This window comes from Ruegeria sp. O4 (assembly GCF_056535125.1).
This window is the reverse complement of sequence record NZ_JBQERO010000001.1, coordinates 109,217-129,649: the sequence shown is the minus strand read 5'-3', so window position 1 is coordinate 129,649 and position 20,433 is coordinate 109,217. Positions and strand designations below refer to the sequence as shown.

The 20,433-nt window shown below is 56.7% G+C and carries 17 protein-coding genes; 12 read left to right on the top strand and 5 right to left on the bottom strand.

Annotated features, from left to right (window positions below; translation table 11 throughout):
* The first annotated feature begins 80 nt into the window (after positions 1 to 80).
* The 4 genes from ACR0J7_RS00605 (at position 81) to ACR0J7_RS00590 (ending at position 6,579) form a co-directional block, all read left to right on the top strand.
* Complete coding sequence (locus ACR0J7_RS00605; protein ID WP_480565028.1) at positions 81 to 1,751, top strand: ABC transporter substrate-binding protein; 1,671 nt, start codon at positions 81 to 83, stop codon at positions 1,749 to 1,751.
* 123 nt (positions 1,752 to 1,874) lie between these two features.
* Positions 1,875 to 2,921, top strand: coding sequence for an ABC transporter permease (locus ACR0J7_RS00600; RefSeq protein ID WP_209504113.1), 1,047 nt, complete (start codon positions 1,875 to 1,877; stop codon positions 2,919 to 2,921).
* Between the two features lie 13 nt (positions 2,922 to 2,934).
* Positions 2,935 to 4,398: an ABC transporter permease gene (locus tag ACR0J7_RS00595; protein ID WP_209504114.1), complete on the top strand. Its 1,464-nt coding sequence runs from the start codon at positions 2,935 to 2,937 to the stop codon at positions 4,396 to 4,398.
* Between the two features lie 93 nt (positions 4,399 to 4,491).
* Positions 4,492 to 6,579 (top strand): ABC transporter ATP-binding protein, encoded by a 2,088-nt coding sequence (locus ACR0J7_RS00590; RefSeq protein ID WP_267363907.1) that lies wholly within the window; start codon positions 4,492 to 4,494, stop codon positions 6,577 to 6,579.
* A 111-nt stretch (positions 6,580 to 6,690) separates the two neighbouring features.
* Here ACR0J7_RS00590 and ACR0J7_RS00585 read toward each other — a convergent pair whose 3' ends face one another.
* From ACR0J7_RS00585 to ACR0J7_RS00575, 3 genes are all read right to left on the bottom strand, one after another.
* Positions 6,691 to 7,677 carry an MBL fold metallo-hydrolase gene (locus ACR0J7_RS00585; RefSeq protein ID WP_209504116.1) on the bottom strand — a complete coding sequence of 329 codons (987 nt, stop codon included), beginning with the start codon at positions 7,675 to 7,677 and terminating at the stop codon, positions 6,691 to 6,693.
* A 130-nt stretch (positions 7,678 to 7,807) separates the two neighbouring features.
* On the bottom strand, positions 7,808 to 8,770 hold the full coding sequence (locus ACR0J7_RS00580) for a LuxR C-terminal-related transcriptional regulator (RefSeq protein WP_267363905.1): 963 nt from the start codon (positions 8,768 to 8,770) through the stop codon (positions 7,808 to 7,810).
* A gap of 96 nt (positions 8,771 to 8,866) precedes the next feature.
* Entirely contained in the window at positions 8,867 to 9,445 is a 579-nt protein-coding gene (locus ACR0J7_RS00575) for a lytic transglycosylase domain-containing protein (RefSeq protein ID WP_267363904.1), read from the bottom strand.
* 201 nt (positions 9,446 to 9,646) lie between these two features.
* Here ACR0J7_RS00575 and ssb point away from each other — a divergent pair, with 201 nt between their 5' ends.
* Positions 9,647 to 10,135: a single-stranded DNA-binding protein gene (gene ssb, locus ACR0J7_RS00570; protein ID WP_209504119.1), complete on the top strand. Its 489-nt coding sequence runs from the start codon at positions 9,647 to 9,649 to the stop codon at positions 10,133 to 10,135.
* 18 nt (positions 10,136 to 10,153) lie between these two features.
* Positions 10,154 to 11,224, top strand: a complete 1,071-nt coding sequence (locus tag ACR0J7_RS00565; protein ID WP_480537706.1) for a site-2 protease family protein — start codon at positions 10,154 to 10,156, stop codon at positions 11,222 to 11,224.
* A gap of 9 nt (positions 11,225 to 11,233) precedes the next feature.
* On the opposite strand, the gene aroB is transcribed toward ACR0J7_RS00565, so the two are convergent.
* Together aroB and ACR0J7_RS00555 are read right to left on the bottom strand one after the other, a co-directional pair.
* Complete coding sequence (gene aroB, locus ACR0J7_RS00560) at positions 11,234 to 12,346, bottom strand: 3-dehydroquinate synthase (protein WP_480912993.1); 1,113 nt, start codon at positions 12,344 to 12,346, stop codon at positions 11,234 to 11,236.
* On the bottom strand, positions 12,346 to 12,933 hold the full coding sequence (locus ACR0J7_RS00555) for a shikimate kinase (RefSeq protein ID WP_480565040.1): 588 nt from the start codon (positions 12,931 to 12,933) through the stop codon (positions 12,346 to 12,348). The genes aroB and ACR0J7_RS00555 overlap by 1 nt, the downstream gene beginning before the upstream one ends.
* 79 nt (positions 12,934 to 13,012) lie before the next feature.
* Here ACR0J7_RS00555 and ACR0J7_RS00550 point away from each other — a divergent pair, with 79 nt between their 5' ends.
* The 6 genes from ACR0J7_RS00550 to ACR0J7_RS00525 all read left to right on the top strand — a co-directional run bounded on the left by ACR0J7_RS00550 (position 13,013) and on the right by ACR0J7_RS00525 (position 20,147).
* Positions 13,013 to 13,162 (top strand): hypothetical protein, encoded by a 150-nt coding sequence (locus ACR0J7_RS00550; RefSeq protein ID WP_267363898.1) that lies wholly within the window; start codon positions 13,013 to 13,015, stop codon positions 13,160 to 13,162.
* On the top strand, positions 13,152 to 14,672 hold the full coding sequence (locus ACR0J7_RS00545; protein ID WP_480912991.1) for a hypothetical protein: 1,521 nt from the start codon (positions 13,152 to 13,154) through the stop codon (positions 14,670 to 14,672). The genes ACR0J7_RS00550 and ACR0J7_RS00545 overlap by 11 nt, the downstream gene beginning before the upstream one ends.
* Before the next feature lie 2 nt (positions 14,673 to 14,674).
* A complete protein-coding gene (locus tag ACR0J7_RS00540; RefSeq protein ID WP_480912989.1) occupies positions 14,675 to 15,631 on the top strand; it encodes a tyrosine recombinase in 957 nt (318 codons plus the stop codon).
* A gap of 81 nt (positions 15,632 to 15,712) precedes the next feature.
* Entirely contained in the window at positions 15,713 to 17,002 is a 1,290-nt protein-coding gene (locus tag ACR0J7_RS00535; protein WP_480583903.1) for an HlyC/CorC family transporter, read from the top strand.
* A gap of 96 nt (positions 17,003 to 17,098) precedes the next feature.
* On the top strand, positions 17,099 to 19,516 hold the full coding sequence (locus tag ACR0J7_RS00530; RefSeq protein ID WP_480912987.1) for a GcvT family protein: 2,418 nt from the start codon (positions 17,099 to 17,101) through the stop codon (positions 19,514 to 19,516).
* Between the two features lie 31 nt (positions 19,517 to 19,547).
* The gene (locus ACR0J7_RS00525; protein ID WP_480912985.1) at positions 19,548 to 20,147 is read left to right on the top strand and encodes a nucleotidyltransferase family protein; all 600 of its coding nucleotides are present in this window, start codon (positions 19,548 to 19,550) and stop codon (positions 20,145 to 20,147) included.
* Positions 20,148 to 20,433 lie beyond the last annotated feature (286 nt).

The window sequence follows — 20,433 nt, the reverse complement described above, 5'->3', positions numbered from 1 at the left end:
CTTCTTTCTTTCGACCGGACAAGCCCGTGTCGCTTAGAACAAGAACAAATCAACAAAATCAATGTCACAGGGAGACATTTATGACCAATACGGCAATCACCACAGACAAGGTGCACTGGGCGGCCGAGATGCACGCGCAGGAATACCGTGACGGCAAGCTTAGCCGCCGGGAATTTCTGGTCCGCGCAACGGCGCTGGGTGTCGCGGTACCGACGGCCTATGGTTTGATCGGTCTGCAATCACCTGCGGCGGCGCAAGAGCCGCAACGCGGTGGAACCATCCGCTATCAGATGGAAGTGCGCGCGCTTAAAGATCCGCGAACTTATGACTGGACGCAAATTGCCACTTTCACAGCAGGCTGGCTTGAGTACCTCGTCGAATACAACAACGACGGCTCGTTCAAGCCAATGCTGCTGGAAAGCTGGGAAGCCAACGCCGACGCCACCGAATACACATTGAACGTTCGCAAGGGCGTAAAGTGGAACAATGGCGATGACTTCACAGCCGAAGACGTGGCCCGCAACATCGAAGGATGGTGTGACGCTGGTCTGGAAGGCAACTCGATGGCATCGCGTATGGCGTCGCTTATCGACGAAAGCACTCAGAAAGCTGCGGACGGCGCAATCACCGTTGTCGACTCCCATACTGTCAAACTGAAGTGCAACGCGCCTGACATCACGATCATCCCGGGCATGGCGGACTATCCCGCTCCTATCGTTCATAGCAGCTTCGATGCGAACGACATGCTTTCAAACCCGGTCGGCACAGGTTTCATGCTGCCTGACAGCCACGAAGTTGGCGTTAAAGGCGTGCTGGTGCGCAACGAAGGCTTCGACTGGTGGGGATATGAGGCCGGAAAAGGCGGCTATATCGACCGCATCGAGTTCATCGACTACGGCACTGACCCGGCTGCATTCCTTGCGGCTTATGAGGCCGAAGAGATCGACATGAACTGGGAATCTGTTGGCGAATTCGTCGACATCTTCGACGGAATTGGGCTTGTGCGCTCGGAAATCCCGTCGGGCTTCACCATCGTTATCCGCCCGAACCAGTTGGCCGAAGACGAAAACGGCAACAAGATCTACGGCGACAAGCGCGTTCGTCAGGCTTTGGCCATGGCGGTGGACAACGAAGTGTGCCTGGAGCTGGGCATGTCAGGCTACGGCATTCCGGCTGACAACTGCCATGTCGGGCCGATGCACCCCGAACATGACTCGGCCGTGACTCGCATCCCGTACGATCCTGCCGGGGCGAAAGCCCTGATGGATGAAGCGGGTATGGGTGACTTTGAGCACGAAGTTCAATCGATCGACGATGACTGGCGCCGTAACACTACGGCAGCGGTTGTAGCGCAACTGAACGACGCGGGTATCAAGGCCAAGCATACAGTTCTGCCGGGATCGACCTTCTGGAACGACTGGACGAAATACGCCTTCTCGTCGACGAACTGGAACCACCGCCCATTGGGTACGCAGGTTCTGGCGCTGGCCTACAAGTCAGGCGTTGCCTGGAATGAATCAGGTTTCGCCAATGCAGAGTTCGACGCCCTGCTGTCCGAAGCGAACTCGATCGCCGACGTAGATAAGCGCCGCGAAGTAATGGCCAAACTGCAGGCGATCATGATCGACGAAGGTGTTACGATCCAGCCTTACTGGCGGACAGCGATGCGCCATCACCGCGACAATTTGGTAGGTGTTGAAAAGCATATCGCTGACCTGCCGCAGCTTTATAAGTTCGGCTTCACGTCCTGAGCGAAAAAGCAAAAGGCCGCGCCACCCCGGCGCGGCCTCTTCGTCCTGAATGCGACGAACAAATAATAACAGCTAAGCGTGGCGTTCCATGAAACCCGCGCTAGCCGACCCACAGGGGCAAATATGGGACTTTTCATTCTAAGGCGCGTTGGCATCATGCTGTTGACGGCATTGTGTCTGACATTCCTGGTTTTCTTCTTAACCAACCTCTATCCTAACCTCGAGAAGCTGGCGAAAACGCAGGGCAACTTTCGGATGTCGGATGAACAGGTTGAGAGCTACCTGAGCAAAAATGGTTACCTCCAATCCACTCCGATAAAATACGGCGAATGGCTGGGTGTCCTGCCCTCTTATCGTTACACGAATGAAGACGGAACCGTTCAGGGAAGATGCATTCTGCCGGGCAAAACCGCCGAAGAATCTCCGAATTTCTGCGGAATCCTGCAAGGGTATTGGGGCTATTCGACTGTCTTCAAGGAAGAGGTTTCCACCGTTGTTGGGAACCGGTTGGCTCTGACTGGTCGTCTGATGCTCTGGGTCATGTTGCTGATGGTTCCGTCTGCGTTGATCCTTGGTGTTTTGGCAGGAATGAAAGAAGGATCTGCCACTGACAGGACGTTGTCGACCTTCGCCATCACAACGACGGCGACGCCGGAATATGTCTCGGGCGTGATCTTTATCGCGATCTTCACCTCATCCGCAGTTGGTTTGAAGTGGTTCAAAGGCACGGCCACGCAAGCGATGGAGAACCCGACCTTTGAGAACTTCTTCCTGCCGGTCCTGACCATTGCGCTTTATGGGATGGGCTATATTGCACGGATGACCCGCGCCTCGATGACCGAAGTGATGACGGCGCAATATATCCGCACCGCGCGCCTTAAGGGTGTCTCGTTCCCGAATATCGTCATGAAGCACGCGTTGCGTAACGCGCTGATCGCACCGTTCACCGTCATCATGCTGCAGTTCCCCTGGCTGCTGAATGGTGTAGTGATCGTCGAGACCCTGTTCAACTACAAGGGCTTCGGCTGGGCGCTGGTTCAGGCCGCAGGCAATAACGACATTCAGCTGTTGCTGGCGATTTCGGTCGTGTCGGTCTTTGTGGTGCTGGTGACCCAGCTGATTTCGGATATCGGCTATGTCTACCTCAACCCGCGCATCCGCATTTCTTAAGGAGGGTTAGATCATGGAACCACTTACCTGGACCGGCTCTATCGCCTTCCTGAACCCGCTTTTTGCCCTTGGCCTTGCGCTAATGGTCTTGTCAATTGCCGTCTGGATGCTGGCCAGCATCGTGCTGCCCGAAGACCAGATGACGGTGAACCCGGACGGTACGTTGAGCTCAAGCTCGGGCCTGCGGACACTGATACAACTTGCACTGCGCTACAGTTTCTTGGCCAGTGTCGGAATCGCGCTCGCCTATATCGTACTGGGCGTACTAATGGGCACAAGCGCCGGGATTATTGGCGCCATGTCCCAGCAGTTTTTGCCCGTATGGGTGTCGTTGATCATCCTTTATGCCATGTCGATCGCTTTCAAACGCAAGCTTGGCCTCTACGGCAAACTGTTTGACAGTCCCATCGGCATGATCGGCTTTGGCCTTGTAATGTTCTGGGTTTTCACCGGAGTATTCGGCGCGATGGATTTGATCGTCACGCATGACCCGCTGTCGCAGGTTTCGGGCATGAAGAACAAAGTGCCAGGTACGCCACTTTCCAATCTAGAGGACGGTCAATACGCCTGGTATCTGCTGGGTGGCGACAATCTGGCGCGCGATGTGTTCAGCCGCATGGTCAAAGGGGCATGGATTGTTGTTCAGATCGCCCCGCTTGCCACGATGTTTGCCTTCATGGTTGGCATCACGCTGGGTCTTCCGGCAGGCTATTATGGTGGTCGGCTGGATACTTTGCTGTCGTTCCTTGCGAACCTGATCCTGGCCTTCCCGGTGATCCTGCTGTTCTATCTGCTGGTCACGCCCGAGATCGTTGCGACCGGTGTACCGAACTATATGGCGGCCGTCTTGTTCGTATTCCCGATCATCTTCCTAGGTGTGCTGCTGAACTCACGCTACTATACCAGACCGAACTTCCGAACACCGCTGCTGATCGGAGTTTTGGGGGTAGCGGGTTGGTTCTACCTGTCTCTGATTTCGACCGGTGGCTACATCATCAATACCGACGCCTATCGTATCTGGGGGCTGCCGACCTATCTGGATCTGTTCGATATTCCAGGCGGTATTCTGGTGGTCTTTGTCTCGGTGGTCTTTGTGAATTCGCCGACCGTGTTCCGCATCGTGCGCGGACTGGCGCTGGACATCAAAACACGGGACTACGTGGCGGCAGCACAAACCCGTGGCGAAGGTCCGTGGTACATCATGTTGTGGGAAATCCTACCCAACGCGCGCGGCCCGCTGATCGTCGATTTCTGTCTGCGTATTGGCTATACCACCATCCTACTGGGAACCTTAGGTTTCTTTGGTCTGGGCCTGCCACCTGAAAGCCCTGACTGGGGGTCGACGATCAACGAGGGGCGCAAGCTTTTGTCGATCTACCTGCACCCTGCTCTGCCACCCGCGCTGGCCTTGTTGACGCTGGTTCTGGGTCTGAACCTGCTGGCCGACGGGTTGCGCGAAGAAAGTCTGAAAGACTGATGTGAAAGCGACCGGGGGGCCAGCCCCCCGGACCCCCCGAGACATTTTTAGCCAGATAAAGAGGATCCCGTCTATCTGGCGAGGAGATACAAGATGAGCAAGATGGCGGATTATGACGGCCCGATCCTTGAGATCGACAAGCTGTCGATTTCCTTCTTTACCCGCCTGCGGGAAATTCCGGCCGTGATGGATTTCTCTGTCAGTGTGCAACCCGGTGAAGCTGTTGGTCTGGTCGGTGAATCCGGTTGCGGCAAATCCACGGTGGCGCTAGGTGTCATGCAGGACCTTGGCAAAAACGGTCGCATCGTTGGTGGTACGATCAAGTTCAAGGGTCGTGATCTGGCGGAAATGAGTTCAGACGAATTGCGCGACATACGCGGCAATGAGATCGCGATGATCTATCAGGAGCCGATGGCCTCACTGAACCCGGCAATGAAGATCGGTAAGCAGCTGATGGAAGTGCCCATGATTCACGAGGGCGTCAGCGCGGAAGAAGCGTATTCGCGCGCGCTGGAAGTTGTCACCGATGTGCGCTTGCCGGACCCCGAGCGAATGCTCAACTCGTTCCCGCACCAGCTGTCAGGCGGTCAACAGCAGCGCATCGTGATCGCGATGGCCTTGATGTCGAAACCGGCGCTGCTGATCCTTGACGAACCAACAACGGCACTTGACGTGACGGTTGAGGCTGCCGTGGTCGAGCTGGTGAAGGATCTGGGCAAGAAATACGGCACCTCGATGCTGTTCATTTCGCACAACCTCGGGCTGGTTCTGGAAACCTGTGACCGGCTTTGCGTGATGTATTCGGGTGAGGCGGTCGAGCGCGGCTCGATCAAGGATGTGTTTGACGAGATGCAGCATCCTTACACGCAGGCCCTGTTCCGGTCGATCCCGCTGCCGGGGGCCGACAAGAATTCGCGTCCGCTGGTGGCTATACCGGGGAACTTTCCCCTACCCCATGAGCGGCCCCCTGGTTGTAACTTCGGTCCGCGCTGCGACTATTTCGAAGAAGGTCGCTGTGACGCCAAGGACATCCTGATGGAGGCGGTGCCCGGAAATGACCGGCACCATACCCGTTGCCTTAAATTCAAAGAGATTGACTGGAACGCACCAATCACGGTGGGTGAACAGAAAGAGAAAGGTGAGATCGGCAGGGTCGTTCTGAAGATGGACAACCTCAAGAAATACTATGAGGTTGCAGCAAATGCCCTGTTCGGCGGTGGCGAAAAGAAGGTTGTGAAGGCAAACGAAACGCTCAGTTTCGAGGCGCATGAATCCGAGACGTTGGCCATTGTGGGCGAATCCGGTTGCGGCAAGTCCACCTTTGCCAAAGTTCTCATGGGTCTTGAGACGGCCACGGACGGGCAGATTCTTCTGGACAACCGCAATATCGAACAGGTGCCCATAGAAGAGCGCGACGCAAAGACCGTTGGTGAAGTTCAGATGGTGTTTCAGAACCCGTTCGACACGCTGAACCCGTCGATGACCGTTGGGCGCCAGATCATCCGGGCATTGGAAATCTTCGGTGTTGGCAATTCTGAGGCTGAGCGCAAGAAGCGGATGCTGGAGCTGCTGGATCTGGTGAAGCTGCCGCGCGCCTTTGCCGACAGGATGCCGCGTCAGCTGTCGGGTGGCCAGAAGCAGCGCGTAGGTATCGCGCGCGCCTTTGCTGGCGATGCGCGCATCGTGGTAGCCGACGAGCCCGTATCGGCGCTGGACGTTTCGGTGCAAGCTGCGGTGACCGACCTGCTGATGGAAATTCAGCGCGAGCACAAAACCACGTTGCTGTTCATCAGCCATGACCTTTCCATCGTGCGATACCTCAGCGACCGGGTAATGGTGATGTATCTGGGCCACGTGGTCGAGCTGGGCACAACTGATCAGGTTTTTGCACCCCCCTACCACCCTTATACCGAAGCGCTGCTGAGTGCTGTTCCCATCGCCGATACATCGGTCGAAAAGCAGCACATCGTACTGGAAGGTGATATTCCTTCGGCCATGAACCCACCACCGGGATGCCCGTTCCAGACACGGTGTCGCTGGAAATCCGAAGTGCCAGATGGGCGCTGTGAGTCGCATGTGCCGCCTGTGCAGACATTGGCCGAGGGGCATCAGGTGAAGTGCCACTTGTCCGAAGAGGTGCTGGCACGGATGCAGCCAGTAATCAAAGTCGCGGCCGAATAGGTTTGCGGATCTTCATTGGAAAGGGCCGGTCGTTGACCGGCCCTTTCTGTGAGCGCCGCGTTTCACGAGGAAACTGGCGGCGCCTGTGAGTGGTGGTTCCCTGTAAGACTCTCAGCCGGTCATGACATTGTTGCCGAAATGCATGAACTCCTGGTTCATACCAGCAATCTCTCCGGCCTCCAGTTTCAGGCTGGCACTGTCAAGCATCTGATAGCTTTGCTGTCCCTTTACCCACTCGTCTGCTGATTGCAGCGTGGTCAGCGTGTAAGACGTAACTTCGTTCAGGTAATGAGTTGGGATAATGATCTTGGGCTTTAGCTTGGCCACGATGTCATTACCCTGATCGAAGCTCAGGATATGTTGCGACCCGTCTACCGGTAGGGTCAGAACATCGACCTGTCCGACGGCGTCCCAAAACTCCTGCGGCGGGTTATGGCGATTGTCACCCCAGATCAGCGTACGAATGCCACCTGTTTCCACCAGATAGACCACCATATCCATATGACCCACATTGTTCGGCGGACAGGCTTCGACCCCAAATTCGGCCAGTGCATTTGTCCAGTTGTACCAGCCCGGCGCTACGCAGGCATGTTTATCTGCAAAACCAGTGATCTTGATATCGGCGAACTCGAAATTGCCCACCATCCTGTCCAGCACCATGGTCGAACTTGGGCGTTCGATCGCGTCGTGATCGAAATGCGCGTGGGTCGACAGGGTAATGTCTACCGGGATCTGGGGGAACTCATTGCGGAACCAAAGCCCCCACGCGCCCGACGGGTCATCACGCCAGGGGTCGAACAGGACCGTTGCGCCGTTGGGCGAGGTGATCTTGATGGCGCAATGGCCATAATAATCGATACCGACAACTCCGGCACTTGCCTGCCCCGTCGATCCCTGCAGGTCGATCACATGGTTATTGTTCCCTGGTTGCAACCACGCCTGCGATTGCGCCTCGACCGGTTTCGCGCCCAGCACTGAAGCTGTCGCGCCAACACCGGCGGCACCTGCCGCCATGAAAAATGACCGCCGAGACAGCCCCGGTGCCAGATGATCCCTGTCCCCTTTCAGGATGGTCGGTTTCAGATCCTTGCGATCCATATCTTTGTACCTCTCTGTTGGACGTGCGCCGTTTTTCCGCACCTCAACCCAGAGGGTAACAAGCCAAAGCACATCGGCTCAGACCGAAAAAATGGGGGTGAAATATGGGGGCAATCCCCATATTCGGCATTCACGAAATCGAGAGCAAATGACTGCGCAGGTTTTGATCCCGTCCCTCAAGTCCTAGTTTTCGACGAATGTTGTTGCGGTGAAAATCGATTGTCGACGTCTCTCGGGACAGGGCCTTGGCAATGTCCTTTGTGGTTTTCCCAAACATGACCATCTGTGCAATTTCCATTTCGGTCGGGGTCATTGCCGCGAAGGCATCCGTCAACTTGTCAGACAGCGAAGATGTGATCTCGTTCAGGTTCTTTTCGGCCAGCTCAAGATAGACAAATTGCGCCTCGTCGCCGGAAAGCTGCGCCCGAACCTTTTCAAGATACGGCAAAACTCTGCTTCGAACCTGCTCGACGATTTCGTGATCCCGGTTCTTGCGGTCATCGTCGAGACTTGAGAGCAATACGCGCAACGCTGTGTTCGTCTCCTGCAACTCTCGGGTTCGATCCGAAACACGCGTTTCAAGCTGGGCAAGTGTTTCGTTCAGTTTCTCCTCCAACGCGCGTCTCAGATAAACCTCTTGCAACAAAGCCAAATCCGACTCGACCATGCGCGCGAACTGCGCCAGCCCCTCTCGGAACAACAAGGCCCGCCGGTTCTGTTTACGGTCCAGAACACAGATTGTGCCAAACACCGAGCCATCGGGCCATTTCAGCGGTAAGCCGATGTAAAAGGTCATTCCGTGTTCCAGGTCGTCGTTGTCCGCCCAAACCGGATCACATTTGGCGTCCTCGACCACCAATTCTCCGTCACGCTCCAGAACACCCTGGCAATATAGCTTGGGGTTCAACTGGAAACTCAGACCGACCGGATATGGATTCTCGGGGTGATCGGATGTGATCAAAACCGCATGATCCGGCGCGTCGGTTTTCATGATCAGGCTTGCGGGCACGTCGGCCAGTTCTGCGACCAGATCAACAAGCTGCTGCCAGTTTGCCAGCGTTTCTTTGGGAATCTGCGGATGATCAGCAGGCATAAGGGGCCTCACCAGTTACTGGGCGATACCCTGTCAGGTTAGTTGCAGGCGTTACACTGAATCAAGAATACGACACTCTGCGGCGCAGCATCGGTTTCAGCCGCCCCAGATAACCTTCACGTAGTTCTGGGTTTCCTTGTACGGCGGGATACCACCATGCTTTTCAACCGCATCAGGTCCCGCGTTATAGGCCGCCAGCGCCAAAGGCCACGATTTGAACTTGCGGTACTGCCAGGACAGATATCTGGCACCGCCTTCGAGGTTCTGCTTGGGATCATGCGGGTTTACGCCCAAAAGCTCAGCCGTTTGTGGCATAAGCTGCGCCAATCCTAACGCACCTTTATGTGACTTCGCCTGAGGGTTCCATCCACTTTCCTGCTGCACGAGACGCAAAAACAGATCTTCAGGAATGTTGTGAAGGCGGGCAACACGCCGCGCGATTTCCAGATATTCTCCGCGATATTTTCCTGAATATCGTTTGCTGACCTGATCGCGCGTTGTTTTGGGTTTCAGCCGGGCCGAGTCGCGGTACTGGGTTGCCGCACGAGAATCCAGAACCTTCGCCTGTTTCAGGAAAATATCCTTGCGGCTTTTGCTGGACAATGTTTGTGCCTGCACCGGCGCAACGGCCAATACAAGGCAGGCAACGGAAAACCCAGCAACCCAAGAACGCATCTTTGCTTATCCTGCTCGATCAAAACCAGTGGGAGTATAGGTATTCCCGCAAAAAATGAAAGCTTGGTAAATAGTACAGTAAGACTCTTGTTCGACAGTGTTGTATCAACTGTTTTCAACCATGATGCAGGCCGTATAGGGTCTCACGAAACTCATTGCGCCAGATTCGGCGCATTTACGCAGAACAGAACGAGGATTTACATGGCGGGTTCAGTCAACAAGGTCATTCTGGTGGGAAATCTTGGCCGCGACCCCGAAGTCCGGTCGTTCCAGAACGGTGGCAAAGTGTGCAACCTGCGCATTGCCACCTCGGAAAACTGGAAAGACCGCAACACGGGTGAACGTCGTGAACGGACAGAGTGGCATTCGGTTGCCATCTTCTCGGAACCGCTGGCCCGCATCGCCGAGCAATATCTGCGCAAGGGCAGCAAGGTTTATATCGAAGGCCAGCTGGAAACCCGCAAATGGCAGGATCAGTCCGGTCAGGATCGTTATACGACCGAGGTTGTCTTGCGCCCCTATCGCGGGGAACTGACCCTGTTGGACGGTCGTAGTGAAGGCGGTGGCGGCAGCGGCGGCGGTTATGGTGGCGGCCAGGCCGGTGGCGGTTACGGTGACCCCTATGGCGGTCCATCCAGCTCTCCGGCGCCTGCATCGGGCGGAATCGACGACGACGAGATTCCGTTCTAAGTAAAACGGAGAAACAACATGACATGGTCCTTCTCTCTCGGCCGATTGCTCGGGTCCGAATTGAGGGTCCATGTCACCTTTTTTCTGCTGCTTGCATGGGTCGGTTTTGCCGCGTTCTCAGCCGGTGGCATGCCAGCCGCGATAGAGAACCTTCTCTTTGTTCTGGCGCTGTTTGCCTGCGTTGTCGCGCATGAGTTCGGTCACGCCCTTATGGCGCGGCGCTATGGTATCAAAACCCCCGACATCACCCTTCTGCCCATCGGCGGCCTGGCCCGACTTGAGAGAATGCCGGAAAAACCCATGCAAGAGGTTCTGGTGGCGCTTGCGGGCCCGGCAGTGAATATCGCAATCTTTATTGGCCTTGCCGTGCTTGGCGCAGGGATGCCGCTTGAGACCCTCGCGCAATTGGAGTCACCAAATGTGAGGATTGTGGACAAGCTGGCCTATATCAATCTGCTTTTGGCCATCTTCAACTTGATCCCGGCATTCCCAATGGACGGAGGCCGCGTCTTTCGCGCCCTTCTGTGTTTACGCATGAATCGTGTCAAAGCCACCCGAATTGCAGCCGTTGGTGGCCAGGTTGTCGCCATCGGGTTTGGATTTCTAGGGCTGAGCTCCGGCAATCCAATTCTGGTATTGATCGCCGTATTTGTGTTCTTTGCAGCCAATGCAGAAAGCCAGGAAGTCGCTTTGCGATCTGCGGTTCGTCGTGTTCTGGCCCGTGACGCGATGATCACTGAGTTTCACGCACTTTCTCCCAGTGATACGCTGAGCACAGCGGCACAAGCCGTCATTCACACCACTCAGCACGAGTTTCCGGTACTGGACTCAAATCATACTTTGCTGGGTTTTGTGACACGCGATCGCCTGTTCACTGCCCTGGCAAGCGACCAGCCCAGAACTGCGCCCGCGACCTCGATCATGGATGCCAACGTTCCCGCAGTCTTGCTGACAACCGGCCTTGAGGACGTGCTGGAACACCTGCACAATGGGGCGCCAGCCATTGCAGTTCTGACCCATGGCGGTCACATGATTGGTTACATAACCCGCGAAAACATTGGCGAGCTGATGGTTATTCAGGGCCGTTAATCCCCTGCGTCACACCGGGGCCAGCGCGTCCGACAGAACCGACAATACCGTATCCTTCGGCACATCCGAGGTCACAAAAGCCTGACCAATTCCGCGGGCCAGGATAAACCGCAGCTGGCCGTCCACGACCTTTTTGTCCTGCCCCATCAGATCCACCAGCACCTCGGCACTTGGCAAGTCACCGGGAATATCAGCCAGGTCCGTTTTCATGCCCATCGCCCGCAGATGCGCGCGAACCCGGCTTGGGTCTTCTTGCGAACACAGGCCAAGGCGGGACGAAAGCTCGAACGCAAGTGCACAGCCGATGGCCACGCCCTCGCCATGCAAAAGACGGTCGGAATAACCTGTGGCGGCCTCCAAGGCATGGCAGAAGGTGTGCCCCAGATTCAGCAGGGCGCGGTCACCTTGTTCGGTTTCATCCCGGGCCACGATATCGGCTTTCATCTGAACCGAGCGGGTTACCGCACGCACACGCGCGGCCATGTCGCCCGAGGAGACGCTTTGCCCGTTCACCTCAAGCCATTCAAAGAATTCCGCATCCCCAAGCAAGCCGTATTTCACCACCTCGCCATACCCTGAAAGAAAGTCCCTCTGGGTCATGGTCTGCAACACAGATGTATCTGCCAGAACCAGCGATGGCTGATGAAAAGCGCCGATCAGGTTCTTCCCCTGAAGGGCGTTGATCCCTGTTTTCCCCCCAACGGAGCTGTCGACCTGCGCCAGCAAAGACGTGGGGATTTGCACGAACCGAACACCACGGCGCAGGACGGCCGCTGCAAAGCCTGCAAGATCACCAATTACCCCACCACCAAGGGCCACAACAACGTCCCTACGTTCAACCTTTTCTGCCAACAGCCACTCAACCGCGCGTTCGAAATGAGGCCAGCTTTTGGTCGCTTCGCCGGCGGGCAAGGCCAGCGCGGACATTTCGATCCCGGCGACTTTCAGACCCGCACGCAGCGAGTCCAGATGTAGATCAGCGACATTTTCATCTGTCAGGACGGCCACCTTGGGACGCGCCAATAGCGGTGCAATCCATTCGCCAGCTCGCGCCAGAAGATCCGGACCGATCTCAACGTCATACGAACGGTCACCCAGTTCCACATGTACTGTTTGATGCATTATCTGATTTCCAAAACATCAGGGCGCGCCAACAAGGCGTCGACAACCCGGTCCACCATATTCTCGATCGACGTTTCGCCATCCGAATCCACGATCAGATCCGCCTCGGCGTAAACCGGAACACGCGCCTCGTAGAGGGCTTTCAATGTCGCATACGGATCAACGGTGCGCAGCAGTGGGCGCGTGTCCTTGTGGCGAACTCGGCTCCACAAAACTTTCAGGTCTGCCCGCAACCAGACAGACGCCCCACGCAAGGTGATCAAACGCCGGTTGTCGGGCTGAAGAAACGCCCCGCCACCCGTTGAAAGGATGCCTTTTTTTTCGTCCAGCAGGCGGCTGATGACCTGTGTTTCCTTGGTGCGAAAAAACGGCTCCCCGTCCCGCTCAAAGATTTCGGGGATGGTCATGTTGGCGGCTGATTCGATTTCGGCATCACTATCCAGAAAGGGAACACCCAGACGCGCGGCCAAAGCGCGGCCCACGGCCGTCTTGCCGGCCCCCATCATGCCCACCAGAACCACGGTTTTGTGCAGATCAAATCGGGTCTGCGCGTCCGCTGAATGCGTGTTATGCTTAATTTCGCTCATTTCACCGTGAATGACGTGATCTTGGGAAAAATGCCAGTTATAACTTGGTCAAAATCAAAAATTGAGGCAGCGTGACGCCATGAGCCGTCTGATCAAATTCCTGATATATGTTCTGTGCCTGACATTCATCGGGCTGGTTGCCTATGCCTATGTCGGCCCATTCTTTGGTGTGGATTTCTCTGCGCCTCAAAGTGAAATTCGCGAGCCGGTTGTACTGGATGTCAACTAAGCAACTGCTTTTGGCAATCACACTGGCCGGGTCGGCACATGCGCAGGAACCCTTATCCGCCATCGAATGGCTGACAGACCCGCCGGAAAACCTGCCGGGAACCGTTCTGCTGGAACCACCGGTTACGCAAGATGGCGCATTGCCGGAAATTGAGGTGACTTCGCTTGAGGCACTGTCGCAGCCGCTGGGCCTTGTTTCGTCCTCTGTCACCGGTCTGCCCGTCGACCTTTGGCAGGGCAGCGATGCGGATCGCCTGGCCGAACTGATCGCCGACGTCCACGTGCGTGACAACCCGGCCATGCAGCGTTTGTTGTTCACGTTGCTCTTGTCTGAAACCCGCGCGCCGTCGGGGCCTCTGGCCGAAGAAACCCTTTTGCTGGCCCGGCTGGATCGGTTGATGCAACTGGGTGCCGCTGATCCGGCGCAGTCGCTTGTTCAGTTGGCCGGACCCACTGACACGCAGGACCGGTTCAAGCGCTGGTTCGATGCGACGCTCTTGACCGGGGATGAGGATCGCAGTTGTACCGCCCTTATTGCCGAACCGTATCTTTCGCAGGACTATGCGGCTCAGATCTTTTGCAAGGCCCGCCGCGGGGATTGGGCTTCGGCTGCGCTGACGCTTGAGGCGGCACATGCGCTTGAAATCCTTCCACCCGAGGATCTGGCGGTTCTGGACCGTTTCCTCAGCCCGGAACTGTATGAAGGCGCAGCTTACCTGCCGCAGCCGGAAAACCCTGATCCCTTGACGTTCCGTTTGTTTGAGGCAATTGGCGAACGACTCCCCTCCGCTCCGCTGCCACGGGCGTTTGCCAATGCGGATCTGCGCGATGTCGTAGGTTGGAAGGCACAGATCGAAGCAGCGGAACGGCTTACCCGTATTGGCGCATTAACCCCCAATCAGCTGCTGGGCCTTTATACCGAGCGTGATCCGGCAGCCTCAGGTGCTGTCTGGGATCGGGTGGCCGCCGTTCAGCGTTTTGAAAGCGCGTTAGACACCGGGAACGCGGAAGCGATCGGAAAGACTTTGCAACCGGTCTGGCAACAGATGCGCGGTGTCGGGCTTGAGGTTCCGTTTGCCGAACTGTTCGCCGAGCGCTTGTCGTCTGTCACATTGCCGGTTGCCACCACCGAAATCCTGCGCTGGCGTATTCTGATGCTGTCGGGGCTTTACGAACAGGCCGCCTTGGCAGCGCCCGACACATCCAACGCAACCCGATTTCTTGCCGCTTTGGCACAAGGTGACCCCGGGCGCGCGGTGTCCCCGTCCCCTTTGGCTGATGCTGTCGCTCAGGGGTTTGAATGGGCAGCGCCTGTGCCGGGCGACATTGATGCGCTGCTGGCCAACGGTCAATTGGGCGAAGCCATTATTGAAGCCATGCAACTGTTTGCACATGGCGCACGGGGCAATCTGGTGGACCTGACAGCGGCGATTGCAACATTCCGGCGCGTTGGGTTGGAAGACACCGCGCGACGTGCGGCCCTGTCCCTTTTGATCCTGCAAAAGCGTTGATCATGGGCTCTCCGGCATCAGACGCCCTGTGGATTTCAACGTTCTTGCAGGCGCAGGCGGCAGAGCTTGGCGCGGCTACCAATACGCTGCTGGCTTATGGGCGCGACCTGAAAGATTTTGCCGAATGGCTGGACCGCAAGAAATCCGGATTTGATCAGGCAGATCGCGACCTGATCGAAGCCTACCTGATCGACTGCGATGCACAGGGCTTGTCACGTTCGACCCGCGCGCGGCGTTTGTCTGCTATCAAGCAGATGTACCGGTTTGCGTTCGAGGAAGGCTGGCGCGCGACCAACCCGGCCATTCAGATCAAAGGTCCCGGCCGGCAGAAACGGCTGCCCAAGACGCTGGATGTGCCCGAAGTTGATCGTTTGCTGGAGGCTGCCCGAAAAACCGGGCGAACCGAATCTGACAGGCTGAGGAACACCTGCCTGATGGAGGTTTTGTACGCCACCGGAATGCGGGTGACTGAACTTGTCTCCCTGCCCGTCTCCTCGGCCCGTGGCGACCCCCGGATGCTGCTGGTGCTGGGAAAAGGGGGGAAGGAGCGAATGGTCCCCTTGTCGCCGCCGGCCCGGGATGCTTTGGCCGCTTGGCTGACCGCGCGGGACGAGGCCGAGGATCTGGCCGCGGAAAAAGGCGCTCAGCGCTCGCGCTTTCTGTTCCCATCACGCGGCAAGTCCGGTCATCTGACACGGCACAGGTTCTTTTTGCTGGTGAAAGAGCTGGCTGTACGCGGCGGTGTTTCTTCTGAAAAAGTCACACCACACACGCTGCGCCATGCATTCGCTACGCATCTGCTGGCCAACGGCGCTGATCTGAGATCGATCCAGACGTTATTGGGCCATGCAGACGTAGCGACGACAGAAATCTATACGCATGTTCTGAATGAACGTCTGGCGGAACTGGTGTTGCAACATCACCCGCTGAGCAAAGACCGCAATGGGGACAAGGGCTAAGACCTTGATCCAGCGGGGCGACGTCCCCATAACGGATGCAGTACACAAACCTATCAAGGACCAATGGAACCCTTACCTTCTATGATCGACGGCGCATTCTGGTTTACGACCGGCGCTATCCTGTTCCTGCTTATCCTGTCCGGATTTTTCTCGGGCTCGGAAACGGCGCTGACCGCCTCATCTAGGGGGAAACTGCGCGCTCAGGCCGACAAGGGATCGCGCGGGGCCAAAAAGGCTCTAGAAATCACCGACGACAACGAACGTCTGATCGGGTCGGTTCTGCTGGGCAACAACCTCGTCAACATTCTGGCCGCGTCACTGGCGACGGCGTTGTTCACACGTCTTTTTGGCGAAAGCGGTGTGGCATTGGCGACCCTGGTCATGACCTTTCTGGTGTTGATCTTTGCCGAAGTGCTGCCCAAGACATACGCCATCACCAATTCCGAAAAGGCCGCTGCGGCCGTTGCGCCGATCATCAGCGTGGTCGTGACCGTGTTTTCGCCTGTTGTCGCGGCCGTACGTTTGTTAGTGCGTGGCGTATTGCGCCTGTTCGGAGTTCAGATCGATCCTGACAGCAACATTCTGGCCGTGCGCGAAGAAATCGCAGGCGCCCTGCAACTGGGCCATTCGGAAGGGGTTGTCGAAAAAGAAGATCGCGACCGCATCCTCGGCGCACTGGATCTGGGCGACCGCACGGTGGAAGAGATCATGCTCCACCGTTCCAACATCGAAATGATCGATGCGAACGCCCCACCCGAAGCTATCCTGAGGCAATGCCTTGAAAGCCCTCACACTCGTCTGCCTGTTTTCAGGGACGAGCAGGAGAACATTGTTGGCGTTGTTCACGCCAAGGACTTGTTCCGCGCGATGTATGCACAGGCTGGCAGCAGCGACGGCGGCACCGACCGGCTGGCCAGCTTCGATATCGGCAAGGTCGCAAATGCCCCCTATTTCGTTCCGGAGACCACAACTCTGGATGACCAGATGCGCGAGTTTCTGCGAATGCACGGTCATTTTGCGCTAGTGGTGGACGAATACGGCTCATTGCGTGGACTGATCACGCTTGAGGATATTCTGGAAGAAATCGTGGGCGAAATCGCCGATGAGTTCGATATCGCCGAAGAGGTGCCGGTCGTGCGGACGGATGATGGCCAATTCCTTGTCGAAGGCGCTATGACCATTCGCGATGTCAATCGTGCGCTGGACTGGTCGCTACCGGATGAAGAAGCCAACACTCTTGCTGGTCTGGTCATCCACGAAGCCCAGATGATCCCGGTTGTTGGGCAAGTGTTTTCGTTCCATGGCTTCCGGTTCGAGGTTACAGCACGCGAAGGCAATCGTATCACAGCCCTGAAAGTGCGGCCCTTATAGGGTTTGGACGCCAGACAAAAACGACGCGCTCTGTCGCTCGTATGACAGAATGCTTTATCGTTGATCTGCACCGTCCTACCAGAGATGGAGGAGCAGATGAAAAACACATGCCAGGTGGCCGTCATCGGTGGCGGCGTTGTCGGATGTTCGGTTCTTTATCACCTGACCAAGCTCGGGTGGTCGGACGTCATGTTGCTGGAACGGTCCGAACTGACCAGCGGATCGACCTGGCATGCGGCAGGCGGGTTTCACACCCTCAACGGCGACACCAACATGGCGGCGCTACAGGGATACACGATCAGGCTGTATAAAGAACTGGAACAGATCACCGGCATGTCCTGCGGCCTGCACCATGTGGGCGGTGTGACACTTGCCGACAATCAGGACCGGTTTGATATGCTGCTGGCGGAACGCGCCAAGCATCGGTTCATGGGGCTTGAGACAGAAATCGTCGGCCCGGAAGAAATCAAAAAGATCGCGCCCATTACAAATATCGACGGAATTATCGGTGCTCTTTACGATCCGCTGGATGGACATTTGGACCCCTCAGGCACCACCCATGCCTATGCCAAGGCCGCGCGAATGGGCGGTGCCACAATTGAAACCCATTGTATGGTGCGTGAAACCAACCAGCGCCCCGATGGAAGCTGGGATGTCGTCACCGACAAGGGCACAATCCATGCCGAACACATTGTTAATGCAGGCGGGCTTTGGGCACGTGAAGTTGGCGCCATGGCCGGTGTCTATTTTCCCCTGCACCCGATGGAGCATCAATATCTTGTCACCGACGCGATCCCACAGATCGAAGCAATTATCGATGCGGGTGGCGAGCATCCGCACGTCATGGATCCGGCAGGTGAAAGCTATTTAAGGCAGGAAGGGCGTGGCCTGTGCATCGGGTTCTACGAACAGCCCTGCAAGCCCTGGGCAGTAGACGGCACCCCTTGGGATTTCGGGCACGAGTTGCTGCCCGATGACTATGAAAAGATCACCGACAGTATCGAATTCGCGTATCGCCGCTTTCCTGTGCTGGCTGAGGCTGGGATAAAATCGGTGATCCATGGGCCGTTTACCTTTGCCCCTGATGGCAACCCGCTGGTCGGCCCTGTACCCGGAATGCGCAACTACTGGTCGGCCTGCGGTGTCATGGCCGGGTTCAGTCAGGGTGGCGGCGTTGGCCTGACGCTGGCGCAGTGGATGATCGAAGGCGAGCCCGAGCGCGATGTGTTTGCCATGGATGTTGCCCGCTTCGGAGACTGGATCAGCCCAGGTTACACCCGCCCCAAAGTCATCGAGAATTATCAGAAACGCTTCAGCGTCGCCTATCCGAACGAAGAACTGCCTGCCGCGCGCGCCAACCGCACAACACCAATGTATGACATCTTCAGCGAGCTGGGCGCGGTCTGGGGGCAGCAATACGGCCTTGAGGTCCCAAACTATTTTGCTCAGGAAGATGAGCCGGGGTTTGAAACGCCATCCTTCCGCCGCTCGAACGCGTTCACGGCGACAAGGCGCGAAGTGCGGGCGGTGCGTGAAGCTGTGGGTATCAACGAAGTCCACAATTTCGGCAAATACCGCATCACCGGACCCGATGCTCGGAACTGGCTGGACCGGATCATGGCTGGCCGCATTCCGAAACCCGGTCGGCTGTCTTTGACCCCGATGCTGTCGCACAAGGGCAAGCTAATCGGTGATTTCACCGTTTCCTGCCTGACTGACACCGACTTCCAGCTTACGGCGCCTTATGGCAGTCAGGCCTTCCACATGCGGTGGTTCCAGCAAAACGCTCAGGACGGCGTGAGGATTGAAAACGTCAGCGACCGGTTGAACGGCTTCCAGATTGCCGGCCCGAGGGCAACGCAGGTTCTGGCAGCCTGCACCCGAGACGACTTGGCCGATTTCAACTTCCTGAACGTGCGCCGGATGACTGTCGGCATGACCGACTGTATCGTTCAGCGTGTCAGCTATACGGGTGATCTTGGTTACGAAATCTATTGCGACCCCTTAGCGCAGCGTCAGCTTTGGTGGACGCTGTGGGAGGCCGGACAACCCCACGGCATTGTTCCGTTCGGAATGCGCGCAATGATGAGCCTGCGGCTAGACAAGTTCTTTGGCTCATGGATGCGGGAATATTCGCCAGATTACACCGCCGCAGAAACGGGGTTGGACCGGTTCATTGCTTTCAACAAAAGCACCCGTTTCATCGGCCGCGATACAGCGGAAGCAGAACGGGCCAACGGAACCACCCGCCAGCTGGCAGCCTTCGAAGTTGAAACATACGATGCAGACGTCAACGCCTATGAACCGATCTGGCTGGATGGTTCGGTTGTCGGGTTCTGTACCTCGGGCGGCTACTCTCATTTTGCGCAAAAATCCGTCGCCATGGGCTTTCTTCCGTCCGGGCGCATAGAAGATGGTCTGGAGGTTGAAATCGAGATTCTGGGGCAGATGCGCAAAGCGAAGGTTATCTCGACACCTTTGTTTGACTCAGATGGCACACGCATGAGGGGATGACAGCACACATGACTGACGGCAGTGAGGCACAATGACCGAAATCCCAATCATCCTGCTTGCCGCCGGTCAATCCAGTCGTATGGGCGGGTTGGACAAGCTTTTGCAGCAAATCGACGGCATTCCACTGCTGACCCGTACGGCGACCCTTGCGCGTGGTGTGGCGCCTGTCCTTGTCGCCCTGCCACCGCGTCCACACCCAAGATTTGACGCACTTGCGGGACTGGATGTTCAGACCGTTCCGGTTCCGGACGCGGCAGAGGGAATGAACGCCAGTTTGCGCACCGCCATAGAATACCTTCCTGTAGACGCACCCGCAGTCATGGTTTTGCTGGCCGACTTACCTGACCTGACCCAGGCTGATCTGAGAACGATCTTGAATGCACGTCAATTACATCCCGACAATGTAATCTGGCGCGGAACAACCGCAGATGGAAAGCCCGGGCACCCGGTGATCTTCGATCGGACGCTTTTCAGTCAGCTCTTGGTATTGCACGGCGATCACGGCGCGCAGACGGTGGTTCGGTCACAACAGGGTGGCGTATTCCTGCAACCACTTCCCGGTCAAAACGCGGTTTTGGATTTGGATACGCCGGAAGATTGGGATGCTTGGTGTAAGAAGCGCACTTCTTGAATAAACACGGCCCGGTCGATATCGACCGGGCCGGTGCCCAATACAAGACTACCACTTTCCACAATTCCAAAAGTTTGACCAATAGGTCTTAAAGACACTCTGGTTCCCTAGCAGCTAAACCTAAACAAGACCCCCTCGTTAACACGCCGCTAAAACTTCCGGTAACTGAGTTAGCCGCCAGCGCCCCCTAGCGCTTTTGGCTTCCCCTCACTTGGGCAATTTCATCCTCACTTATCCGATCCTTAGAAACAACGTAAAATTGGAAGAATAGGTTAATTTCGCGCAC

Excerpts from the sequence above, each read along its gene's own strand:
- ACR0J7_RS00605 (WP_480565028.1), top strand. The coding sequence starts at position 81 with ATGACCAATACGGCAATCACCACAGACAAGGTGCACTGGGCGGCCGAG.
- ACR0J7_RS00600 (WP_209504113.1), top strand. The coding sequence starts at position 1,875 with ATGGGACTTTTCATTCTAAGGCGCGTTGGCATCATGCTGTTGACGGCA.
- ACR0J7_RS00595 (WP_209504114.1), top strand. The coding sequence starts at position 2,935 with ATGGAACCACTTACCTGGACCGGCTCTATCGCCTTCCTGAACCCGCTT.
- ACR0J7_RS00590 (WP_267363907.1), top strand. The coding sequence starts at position 4,492 with ATGAGCAAGATGGCGGATTATGACGGCCCGATCCTTGAGATCGACAAG.
- ACR0J7_RS00585 (WP_209504116.1), bottom strand. The coding sequence starts at position 7,677 with ATGGATCGCAAGGATCTGAAACCGACCATCCTGAAAGGGGACAGGGAT.
- ACR0J7_RS00580 (WP_267363905.1), bottom strand. The coding sequence starts at position 8,770 with ATGCCTGCTGATCATCCGCAGATTCCCAAAGAAACGCTGGCAAACTGG.
- ACR0J7_RS00575 (WP_267363904.1), bottom strand. The coding sequence starts at position 9,445 with ATGCGTTCTTGGGTTGCTGGGTTTTCCGTTGCCTGCCTTGTATTGGCC.
- ssb (WP_209504119.1), top strand. The coding sequence starts at position 9,647 with ATGGCGGGTTCAGTCAACAAGGTCATTCTGGTGGGAAATCTTGGCCGC.
- ACR0J7_RS00565 (WP_480537706.1), top strand. The coding sequence starts at position 10,154 with ATGACATGGTCCTTCTCTCTCGGCCGATTGCTCGGGTCCGAATTGAGG.
- aroB (WP_480912993.1), bottom strand. The coding sequence starts at position 12,346 with ATGCATCAAACAGTACATGTGGAACTGGGTGACCGTTCGTATGACGTT.
- ACR0J7_RS00555 (WP_480565040.1), bottom strand. The coding sequence starts at position 12,933 with ATGAGCGAAATTAAGCATAACACGCATTCAGCGGACGCGCAGACCCGA.
- ACR0J7_RS00550 (WP_267363898.1), top strand. The coding sequence starts at position 13,013 with ATGAGCCGTCTGATCAAATTCCTGATATATGTTCTGTGCCTGACATTC.
- ACR0J7_RS00545 (WP_480912991.1), top strand. The coding sequence starts at position 13,152 with ATGTCAACTAAGCAACTGCTTTTGGCAATCACACTGGCCGGGTCGGCA.
- ACR0J7_RS00540 (WP_480912989.1), top strand. The coding sequence starts at position 14,675 with ATGGGCTCTCCGGCATCAGACGCCCTGTGGATTTCAACGTTCTTGCAG.
- ACR0J7_RS00535 (WP_480583903.1), top strand. The coding sequence starts at position 15,713 with ATGATCGACGGCGCATTCTGGTTTACGACCGGCGCTATCCTGTTCCTG.
- ACR0J7_RS00530 (WP_480912987.1), top strand. The coding sequence starts at position 17,099 with ATGAAAAACACATGCCAGGTGGCCGTCATCGGTGGCGGCGTTGTCGGA.
- ACR0J7_RS00525 (WP_480912985.1), top strand. The coding sequence starts at position 19,548 with ATGACCGAAATCCCAATCATCCTGCTTGCCGCCGGTCAATCCAGTCGT.